Origin of the sequence: Arthrobacter sp. 35/47 (genome assembly GCF_000520475.1) — a bacterium.
Taxonomy (GTDB): domain Bacteria; phylum Actinomycetota; class Actinomycetes; order Actinomycetales; family Micrococcaceae; genus Arthrobacter_D; species Arthrobacter_D subterraneus.
The window spans coordinates 4,862-6,541 of record NZ_KI914604.1 but is presented as its reverse complement, the minus strand read 5'-3'; the positions used below and the strand labels follow the sequence as shown (position 1 = coordinate 6,541).

The window sequence follows — 1,680 nt, the reverse complement described above, 5'->3', positions numbered from 1 at the left end:
GATGAACCGGCTCCGGTGATGGTTCCGCTCAGGCTGGAGCTGGCGTTTTCCGCTGCAGCTTCCTGCGCCGGACCCAGCGGGTAGTCCGAGCCGCAGGAGGCGACTGACAGGCCTGCAGCGCAGGTGACGGCGAGGGTAAGTACACGGCGCAAAATCACACGCCCACGATACAGGTGAATACTGGGTGAACCCGCGGCGAACGCAAAGGAAACTGTTTCTAGGGGGCCTGCAGATCCCGGGTGGCCGGGCCTTCGAGCCGCACCCCGTCATGGGTGAAACGGGACCCGTGCAGCGGGCAGTCCCAGGACCGTTCAGCGTCATTCCAGCTCAACACACCGCCGAGGTGGGGGCACACGGCGGATACGCGGTGGGTGATGCCCTCTATCTGGCAGATGCCCACCGGCCGCGCGCCCTCCCGTACAACCACGCCCTCGCCTTCCGAGGGGTTGGACCGTGGAGTTCGTGCCAGGCCGCCCAGCCACCCGGTCACCATCTCAAGGCCGACGCCGGCATTCGCCTTCACTGTGCTCAGCGCGTCCTGCCTGCCGACCCGGGTCTTGTACAGCTCCCTGGCCCAGGGCATGTTTCCCCCCAGAATTTCCGCGGACAGGGCGAGGCTTGCAGCAACACCGTTGGTGAAGCCCCACTTGTTGAAGCCGGTGGCGGTATAGATGGACTGACCGCTGATGGGCATCCTGCCCACATAGGGAACGGACGACGTCGGCCGGTAGTCCTGAGCGGACCAACTGAAGGCGGGCTGGGCGCTGGGAAAGAGTTCCTGGGTCCAGCGGATGATGTCATCGACGAGGGACTGGGTGTGCGCCTGGCGCCCGACCGTATGACCGTTGCCGCCCACGATGAGGTACTGCCTGCCCTCAACGGTGGCATTCCGCAGGGTACGGGAGGGCGAGTCGACCGACAGGTACATGCCGCTGGGGATCACATCCTGCACCGTGAAAGCGACTGCATAGGAGCGCATCGGCTCAAGCACGGAGAAGTGCCCGCCGCGGTCCAGAATGGGAGTGCCGGTGGCAATCACCACGTTGGCGGCGGAAACCTCGCCCAGGGAGGTCTGGATTGTGGTCCGCTCACCCTTTGTGCTGCCCGCCTTCACCCCTGTCACCCGTACGCCTTCAACAAGAAGACCGGAGTGCTGCCGGAAGTCGGCGGCGAGGGCGGCAAGCACATCGAGTGGGTGTACCTGCGCCTGGCCGGGTACCCGCAGGGTGCGCTTCACGGGGAAGGGCAGTTCCGAGGACTCCTCCAGCACGGCGGTGAGCCCGGAGTTGGCGCAGGCGTCCCGTTCGGCACTGAGGAGGCGGGCGCCGTCGTCGGTTATTGCGTAGTTGACAGCGTCCCGGGTGTCATAGCCGACGCCGTGCTCGTCGCAGAACCTCAGAAGCCAGCTCTGGCCCTCGCGATTCCCGGTGACATAGTGGCGCGCCAGGGCAGCGCCGTGGTGGCCGATGATGGAGGACAGCTGCGTCCCCTGGAGCAGCGACACCTTCGCTGTGCTGTTTCCGGTAGTGACGGCACCGACAGTGCGTGCTTCCACGACAGCCACCCGTTGGCCCGACCGCGCGAGCAGCGTGGCCGTGGTCAGCCCGGTGATGCCGGCTCCGACCACCACGGAATCATACTGTCCGCCCTCCTGGAACGCATCGGCGGGAATGTGCGGTC

1 protein-coding gene is annotated in these 1,680 nt (G+C 66.2%); it reads right to left on the bottom strand.

Features of this window, described 5'->3' with window-relative positions; all coding sequences use genetic code 11:
- Positions 1 to 217: 217 nt before the first annotated feature.
- Positions 218 to 1,680, bottom strand: a 1,463-nt coding sequence (locus tag X803_RS0111545; protein ID WP_084033696.1) for an FAD-dependent oxidoreductase, incomplete at its 5' end; no start/stop codon positions are given.